This is a genomic window from Eudoraea sp. (assembly GCF_049665975.1).
Classification (GTDB): Bacteria; Bacteroidota; Bacteroidia; order Flavobacteriales; family Flavobacteriaceae; genus Eudoraea.
The window spans coordinates 1-9,013 of record NZ_JBATGR010000386.1; the positions used below are offsets into that span (position 1 = coordinate 1).

The window sequence follows — 9,013 nt, forward strand, 5'->3', positions numbered from 1 at the left end:
TTGCTCAAGCCTGTCTTTTTGGTCTAAAGGAATGGTCTGGTCTGGTAAGACTAACTCATCCTTATCCATTTCCAGAATTCGTTCATCTCGAATACCGTCATCGGGATCACGTACAATAACATAAACCTGTGCCCCATGGGCAAGTAATTCTCTTGCCAACCTTAGGGTTACGTCATAAGCATATTCGTCTTCTGAAATAGATTTCCCAACATATTGGGTCATAGCGCCAGGATCAGGGCCCCCATGTCCAGAAATCAAATAATATACTGTGCCTTTTAAACGCTCGCTTTTACCAGTTACCTCGGCATATTTCTCACCAAAAATATCATAGGATATACCCTTTACAGAATTTTTTATTCCGGAAACTTTGGTCTCTTCTTTAACGATTTCCAGACTATCTTCTGTTGTTCTGGGAATTACATAGGCCATTCCTTCATACAAATGCAAACTATCTCTAAGTCTGGGTAAGTTAAGAGCAATAAAATCATCATAGGTGATATAGGGGTCAACCCCCTGCTTGCGAAGCAATGAATAAATACCATCCCCTTTTTCGGCAACAACTGATTTCAGCGAATCCTGTGCCACCATAGTTAAGAGTGGAAACCAAAGGAGTATTAAAAGTGGTTTTATAAATTTTTGAGGCACAATAATCAATTTTTACAAAGATTATCAAAAATGTTGCCAAATTGCAAGTATCTCAGAATAGAAATAAAAGGGAAAAATATGGTGATCAATTAGATTGATAAAACAATTTAATGATTTCTTCGGCAGGTTTATTTTGAGGTGTGAATCTGTTATCCATTCCCCCACCTGCTTTTTCGTGATTAAGAAACCACTTCCACACAAACCCTCCTGCAAACCAGTCTTCCTGCCAAAATTCTTCAAAAATAGCTTTCTTGGCATTTACTTGAGCCTCCAGGTTCACACCTTCCTCATTACGGTCAACAAGCCATGGTTTTTTTGCCGTATAATCCATACTTCGATATCCAAATTCTGTAAAAAGTACAGGACGGGAGGTTCTTTTTGAAAGAGCAGCAATATTCTCTTTCCAGGGCTTCCAACCGGCCTTTAACTCATCTACCGTTGGGGTTTTGGCATCAGATAAGGGAAAATAGGCATCTATGCCTATATAGTCAAGAGATTCCCAAAAGGGGGTTCGTTTGTATTCATCCCAGTTTGAAGCATAGGTTAATTTACCTTTGTAAACCTTTCGGATTTTTACAATTAAATCTTCCCAATACTTTGGTCTGTTCATCACAAATTGCTCCAGTTCTGTGCCAATACAAAGAATTTCAGCTTTTGTATCCTGGGCTAATTTGGCATAAGTAAGCATAAATTTATCATAGGATGCCTCCAGAATCTTCCAGTCTTCCTCTGTTTCCATCTTTAATCCCCCTGTAAATTCCCCACGCCATATCCAAATTTGGGGTTTTAGCATCACCTTAACTTTGTTTGCCCGCAACAATTCAATGTACTGTTTGGCTCCACCCTGAGTCTCCCCATACCATTGACGGTCCGTATCAAAAATTATTTCCGGGCTTGAAACATCTCTTATAAAACCAAATGGCATTACAGCTGCATGATCCGCATGAATATTCAGGAAAGCATCTACATGCTCCTGAACAGCTTTATCCCTGGAAGCGACAAAACTTATTCCATTAATCTTATTTACCGCCTGACTGGTGCAAGACAATTGAAGAAAGAGCAATAGTAAAAACCCGAATCTCTTCATAATAAATTTAAAAGGACATTTACAAAAATAAGGTAATAAATCTTGATCGAAATTTACAGAAGGTGTTAAGTTATTATCTTTATATTCGACATAATGCCTATCAACCTATAAACAAGATGGAAAATATTGTAATTATTGGGAACGGAGTGTCAGGCGTAACTGCCGCAAGACATATCCGTAAAAACTCGAATAAGAGAATTATAATAATTTCTGCTGAAACCGATCATTTCTTTTCCAGAACAGCATTGATGTATGTTTATATGGGTCATATGAAGTTTGAACATATAAAGCCATATGAAGACTGGTTTTGGGAGAAAAACAAGATTGAACTCCTGCGGGGCTACGTCAGTAAGGTAGATCATGAGAAAAAAGAACTACAGATTGAGGACGCCCGAATATTAAAATACGACAAGTTAATTCTGGCCACCGGGTCAAAACCCAATAAATTTGGCTGGTCAGGACAGGATCTACATGGGGTACAGGGTTTGTATTCCAAACAAGATCTCGATTTATTAGAAATTAATGCCCCCAATAAAGAAGTTTGCAAACGTGCTGTTATTGTTGGAGGTGGATTAATTGGAATTGAATTGGCTGAAATGCTTCGAAGCAGAGATATTCCAGTTACTTTTCTGGTCCGCGAAAAAAACTTTTGGGATGGTGTGCTACCAGATGGAGATTCTAAGATGCTCAATGAACACATACTGGATCATCATATAGACCTGCATCTGGAGACGAATTTGAATGAAATCCTGGCTGATGAAAGCGGCAGGGTGAAGGCTGTTATTACCGATAAAGACGAAACGATTGAATGTCAATTGGTAGGATTAACTCCTGGTGTTTCACCCAATGTCTCATTTTTAAACGACTCCGGAATTGAGTTGGGAAGGGGAATTAAGGTAAACCGCTTTCTTGAAACAAATATCAAAGATATTTATGCTATTGGAGACTGTGCGGAACAACAAGAACCTATTGGTAATCGCAGGCCAATTGAAGCTGTTTGGTATACAGGACGTATGATGGGAGAGACAGTTGCCCAGACTATTTGTGGTAACAGAACCGAATACAAACCAGGACACTGGTTTAATTCGGCTAAATTTCTGGACATAGAATACCAAACTTATGGATGGGTTTTTAGTACTAACGGCAGAAAAGAATATGAGGAACATTTTCATTGGCGACACTCCACTGAAAAAATATGTCTGACTATTTCCTTTCAGAAAGAAACCAAGAAGTTCCTGGGACTAAATACTTTTGGAATTCGCCTCCGCCACGAGATCTTAGATAAATGGCTAAACGAGGGACGAGATGTTATGCATGTAATTAAATACCTTAAAGATGCCAATTTTGATCCTGAATTTTATTTAGATTATGAAAATGAAATTGCTGCTAAATTTAATTTAGAATTTGGCACTGATATTAAGCCAGAAAAGAAAAACTGGAAACGAATTTTTGCAATCGGATGAATCTTTTGACTCTAAAATTTGATCATTAAAACCCTAATAAAACTGAAATAAAGAATGAGCACTTTGGATAAAAGCATGGCACTGGCAGGACAACCACCTGTGGCTTTGAGTCGGTTTCAAAAATTGGCCGTACTATTAGGAATATCAGGTCTTTTCATAGTGCTGCTTGCTGGTTTTAATGTAAACTTTCCCAATAAAGGAATATGGCTGATCATTTCCCTGGCGGCTATTTTTATCGGCGTATTTTGGTTTACAAAAGAGGCATATGCCCAAAGACTAAAGGGTATAAAAAATGACGGTGTTTGGTTTAAATCAATATCTTCTAAAGGATTATGGGCCTGGATAACCGGGATAACACTTACAGGATTCTATATAGTCCTTTACTTTTTTCCGGAATTCCTGGGACTGGTAAAGAATGGCTCAAATACAGGTATAATTGCGTTATTTGACCCACTAAGCAGATTATTGAGCGGCAATCCGGCCAGTCAGTGGTTTGTATACGGATCACTGTATACAGTGGCCATTCTGGCTTTCGGTATAAAATTTATTTGGAAATACAGGCACAACAGATACGAAATGATTCGTACCATAAGCGTTATGTTCTTTCAAACAGCTTTTGCATTTATCATTCCCGAAATAATGGCCAGATTAAATGGTAAACTCCCTTATTATGATCTGAAGAATATCTGGCCTTTAAATTATTATAATTTTGAAAGATACCGGATAAATGCATTTATAGATTCAGGAGATGTTGGTATGGCCATGCTCATATTTGGCATAATATCCGTGTTTGTGATCTCCCCAATTCTGACTTATAAATATGGTAAACGTTGGTACTGTTCCTGGGTTTGCGGTTGCGGAGGATTGGCCGAAACCGCAGGGGATTCATTTAGACAGCTAAGCGACAAAAAACTATCGGCCTGGAAAGTAGAACGCTGGGTGGTACATAGTGTTGTTGTTTTTGTTACTCTAATGACTACAGCCGTAATTTATTCCTATCTGGGCAATGATACCAGTAAGTACTGGTTAACTAAAAATACTTTTCTTATTGGTGTAGCCCTGTTATTGACCTTAATTTTTGTTCTTGTAATGGTATTTAAACGAGAACAATTTCAAAAAGATGCCCTTTATGGTGCAATTGGATATTTCACGATAATTATGGCCCTGATTGGTTTTCACTTTCTCAGTGGAGATGGCGACGTATTTCTGTTTAAATCTGAAACTTTAAGGAAATCATACGGATTTCTTATTGGAAGTATTTTTTCAGGGGTTATTGGCACTGGTTTCTATCCTATTTTTGGCAATAGGGTCTGGTGTCGTTTTGGATGCCCTATGGCGGCAATTTTAGGTTTTCAACAACGCTTGTTTTCAAGATTCAGGATAACAACTAACGGAGGCCAATGTATTTCATGTGGGAATTGTTCTACGTATTGTGAAATGGGTATTGATGTACGTGCTTATGCTCAGAAAGGTGAAAACATTGTGCGCTCAAGTTGTGTTGGTTGCGGCATATGTTCTGCAGTCTGCCCGAGAGGTGTTTTAAAACTTGAGAATGGCCCCCTAAAAGGACGTATTGATGGCAATGAGGTCTTATTAGGCAATGATGTAGATTTAATGACCCTGGTAAACCAAAAATAAATATTACTTAATACCGGTTTACTTTATTACCGTTTTTAAATCTTGTTTTACCCGTCTTTCATATTGTCCGCGCCTTTTACACTCTCCCAAATAAAACCCACTTAAAAAGAATTATTTCAGATACCTATCATGCCATAAATAGTGATATTTTTGCGCCGCACAGACAAAAGAATATTTAGAATAAATAAGAAATGTGGAGATTAACGAATCATTTTTCATAATATGACAGAAATCAAGGTCATAATCCCGGCGTATAATGAAGCAAATTCTATTGCAAAGGTCATTCAGGAAATTCCAGCTATAGTTTCTGAAATAATTGTTGTAAACAATAACTCAACAGATGATACTGCAATAAATGCAACAAGAGCAGGAGCTACAGTGTTAAATGAAACTAGAAAAGGCTATGGATATGCCTGTCTCTGCGGAATGGATTACATAGCTAAGAAGTCCAGAAAGCCTAATATTATCGTATTTATCGATGGAGACTATTCAGATTATCCGGAAGAGCTAAGTAAAATAGTAAAACCTATTCTGGATGAGAATGTAGATTTGGTGATCGGAGCGAGATCAAAAGCATTGCGTGAGGATGGCTCTATGACTCCGCAGCAAATTTTTGGCAATAAGTTAGCCACATTTTTAATGAAAATATTTTTTGGTTCAACTTTTACAGATTTAGGACCTTTTAGGGCAATTAAATACGAGAAGCTTTTGGAGATGGAAATGGAGGACAAAACCTACGGGTGGACCATTGAAATGCAACTAAAAGCACTTAAGAACAAAATGTCATATATCGAAATACCAGTGCGTTACAAGAAAAGAATTGGTATATCTAAAGTGTCTGGTACAGTAAAAGGTAGTATCTTTGCAGGCGTTAAAATATTGGCTTGGATTTTTAAATACAGTTTAAAATAATATGGGACTAATTATTGCTTACATTATTATCGGAATTTACAGCACAGCCTTATTACTGATCTTTTTTTACAGCCTGGCACAATTAAACCTGTTGGTTAATTATTTAGGGAATAAGAAGATAAATGAGGTTGCCCCTAAATACAATTTACTGGACGCAAAGGAGATTCCCTTTGTCACTATTCAGCTACCCATATACAATGAAGAATACGTTGTGGAACGCTTGCTGGAAAATATTTCCAAAATGGAATACCCTAAAAGCAAACTTGAAATTCAGGTTTTAGACGACTCCACAGATAAGTTATCGGTTGAAGAAACAGCAGGAAGAATTAAAGCTCTGCAGGAAACCGGATTAGATATACAGCACATTCGAAGAGAAAACAGGTCGGGTTATAAGGCCGGGGCCCTAAAAGAAGGTCTGAAAATCGCAAAAGGTGATTTCATAGCTATTTTTGATGCCGATTTTCTTCCGGATTACGATTGGTTGAAGAAAACAGTTATTTATTTTAAAGATGAGGAAATAGGTGTTGTTCAAACCAGATGGGGGCATATTAATAGAGATTATTCTACACTTACAAAAATTCAGGCTTTTGCACTTGATGCACATTTTACGCTTGAACAAGTTGGAAGAAATTCAAAGGGTCATTTTATTAATTTTAACGGTACTGCGGGTATCTGGAGAAAAGAGTGTATTCTGGACGCTGGAAACTGGGAAGGTGATACTTTGACTGAAGACCTGGACCTAAGTTACAGAGCTCAGTTAAAAAACTGGAAATTCAAATACCTTGAAGATGTTGAAACTCCTGCTGAACTTCCTGTAGTTATTAGCGCTGCGAGGTCTCAACAATTCAGATGGAATAAAGGTGGGGCAGAAAACTTTAAAAAGACTGTTTGGAATGTTATCGCCGCTAAGAATATTTCATTAAAAACTAAATTTCATGGGGTATTGCACCTGTTAAACAGTTCTATGTTCCTGTTTGTTTTTATTGTAGCTATATTGAGTATTCCAATGCTTTATATAAAGAACATGTATGGTCATTTAGGTTGGATATTTGAAGTAACCAGCTTTTTCATATTAAGTACGGTCATATTATTCATATGCTATTGGTTCACTTATAAAAGTATTCAGGGGAGCAGTTTTGATAAGTTTGTGGATTATATAAAGCTTTTCTTTACATTTTTCTCGGTAGCACTGGGCTTCTCCTTGCATAATACCGTTGCTGTGCTTGAAGGACATATGGGGAAAAGAAGTGAATTTGTACGTACTCCAAAATTTAATATCAACAATCTTACAGACAGTTGGAAGGGTAACAAATACCTGGTTAAAAAGATATCTCCAAATATGATTCTTGAGTTCGGCCTGATGATCTATTTCCTTTTTGGAATGTACAGCGCTATTCCGCTAAATGATTTTGGTTTGTTCCCATTTCATTTCATGCTATTCCTGGGATTCGGTTTTGTAGCTCTTAAATCGCTATCGGCCAAGGCGTAATTCCATAATTATTAGCTTTACTTATAGCCCGAATTGAGATTCTCTGGATTTTTGTAGTTGAAGGTTTATACCACTTTTAAGTGCTTGAAAATTATCAAATTTTGTGTACTTTGTAGAGACCAAACTATTAAGACCAATGGCTTCAAGGATTTCTTCCTATTGGAATCTCCACAAATTTTCAATTCTCATGGTATTGGCAAGTCTCTTGTTCTATACCAGCTTCGCATATGATCTTGTGCGAACAGATTTCATAAAGCTTATAAGCCTTTTTTTTGCTCTCTTTTTTCTTTGTTTTAAGCTGATTCAGTTTGAAAAGTGGAATTTTAATTTCCTGCTGCTTTCCGGTATTCTTTTTCGTTTGGTCTTTCTTTTAGTCGAACCAAACTTGTCTCAGGATTTCTATAGATTTATCTGGGATGGTGAATTAGTCCTCGCCGGTATTAACCCGTATTTACAGTCCCCTGATGCAATTATGGAAAATGGTGAGATACTTTTGGCTAATGCTCAGGAATTGCACACCGGAATGGGTTCTTTAAGTGCCAGACACTATAGTAACTATCCGCCTTTAAATCAACTGCTGTTTGCTATTTCTGTCTTTTTAGGCGGGAAGAGCATTATGGGATCTTTAATAGCCATGAGATCTATTATTGTCCTGGCCGATATTGGAATCTATTATTTTGGGAAGAAATTACTACGACACTTAAACAGATCACCACATCTTATTTTTTGGTATTTTTTAAATCCCCTGGTAATCATAGAACTTACCGGTAATCTGCATTTTGAAGGTGTGATGTTATTTTTCTTTATTTGGGGTTTGTGTTTGCTTACCCTAAACAAGTGGTTGTTTGCAGCCATAGCATTTGCATGTTCTATTTTGGTGAAACTCGTTCCTTTAATGTTCCTCCCCTTGTTTATTGGCTACTTTGGATTTAGGAAAAGTATTAAATTTTACATAGTTCTGGGATTAATCATTTTACTGGGTGTTTTACCATTCTACTCGCCCTTATTCCTCAACAATTACACCGATACCGTAGGCTTGTGGTTTTCTAATTTTGAATTCAATGCTGGCTTCTACAATCTAATTAAACTAATAGCCATAGAGTTTGATGCCAAGCCATGGGAGTTAATTAAAATCTATGGAAAATTAATTCCGTATACAATGATAGGTTTGGTGTTCTTACTTACTTTTTTAATGGATAATAAAAAGTTGTCGGTCCTGATAAGTTCTATATTTTGGGTGCTAGCACTATATTACTTCCTCTCCCCGACCGTGCATCCGTGGTATATAATTTTCCTCTTAGGACTGAGCATTTTTACAGATTACCGTTTTCCACTGGCCTGGTCATTAGTAATCATTTTAAGTTATTCTGCCTATGAGAATCCTGAATTTAAAGAGAATCTTGGATTAATCTTTATTGAATATTTCGTGGTATTTGGATTTATGGCTTACGAAATATTTAAATTGAACCGTCAAAAATTGCTAATTCGTAAAAATTAGAACACAAATTATGATAGTTCAATTTAATTTGTACATTTGATCTGCAATGAATAAATGCACAAACATAACTTTACCTCTTTGGAATTCTGTTCCCGTGCGCTCCTTTGTACGTCCACGCCCGTAAGGGTGTATTCTTTCCTGGAAATAGGTGAGTCCATTTCCGCACTGTCAAATCAAATATTTTTTACCATTTAAAAAAAACTAGCAATGGAAATATTAATTGCTAACGAATCGCACTTTAAATACGCCAAAATAATTAGTGACACTATTGCCGAATCGGC

General features: G+C 36.9%; 6 protein-coding genes and 1 pseudogene. 5 read left to right on the forward strand and 2 right to left on the reverse strand.

Annotated elements, in window-relative coordinates; genetic code table 11:
- Both WBN20_RS13050 and WBN20_RS13055 read right to left on the reverse strand, forming a co-directional pair.
- Positions 1-645: pseudogene (locus tag WBN20_RS13050) on the reverse strand (N-acetylmuramoyl-L-alanine amidase); the annotation flags it as partial.
- A gap of 85 nt (positions 646-730) precedes the next feature.
- Positions 731-1,732 (reverse strand): glycoside hydrolase family 113, encoded by a 1,002-nt coding sequence (locus WBN20_RS13055; protein WP_424274715.1) that lies wholly within the window; start codon positions 1,730-1,732, stop codon positions 731-733.
- Between the two features lie 116 nt (positions 1,733-1,848).
- Here WBN20_RS13055 and WBN20_RS13060 point away from each other — a divergent pair, with 116 nt between their 5' ends.
- From WBN20_RS13060 to WBN20_RS13080, 5 genes are all read left to right on the forward strand, one after another.
- The gene (locus tag WBN20_RS13060; RefSeq protein ID WP_424282013.1) at positions 1,849-3,195 is read left to right on the forward strand and encodes an NAD(P)/FAD-dependent oxidoreductase; all 1,347 of its coding nucleotides are present in this window, start codon (positions 1,849-1,851) and stop codon (positions 3,193-3,195) included.
- Positions 3,196-3,249: 54 nt separating this feature from the next.
- Positions 3,250-4,833 carry a 4Fe-4S binding protein gene (locus tag WBN20_RS13065; protein WP_424282014.1) on the forward strand — a complete coding sequence of 528 codons (1,584 nt, stop codon included), beginning with the start codon at positions 3,250-3,252 and terminating at the stop codon, positions 4,831-4,833.
- A gap of 222 nt (positions 4,834-5,055) precedes the next feature.
- Positions 5,056-5,745 (forward strand): glycosyltransferase family 2 protein, encoded by a 690-nt coding sequence (locus WBN20_RS13070; RefSeq protein WP_424282015.1) that lies wholly within the window; start codon positions 5,056-5,058, stop codon positions 5,743-5,745.
- A gap of 1 nt (position 5,746) precedes the next feature.
- Positions 5,747-7,234, forward strand: a complete 1,488-nt coding sequence (locus WBN20_RS13075; protein ID WP_424282016.1) for a cellulose synthase family protein — start codon at positions 5,747-5,749, stop codon at positions 7,232-7,234.
- Positions 7,235-7,370: 136 nt separating this feature from the next.
- The gene (locus WBN20_RS13080; RefSeq protein ID WP_424282017.1) at positions 7,371-8,732 is read left to right on the forward strand and encodes a mannosyltransferase; all 1,362 of its coding nucleotides are present in this window, start codon (positions 7,371-7,373) and stop codon (positions 8,730-8,732) included.
- Positions 8,733-9,013: the final 281 nt, after the last annotated feature.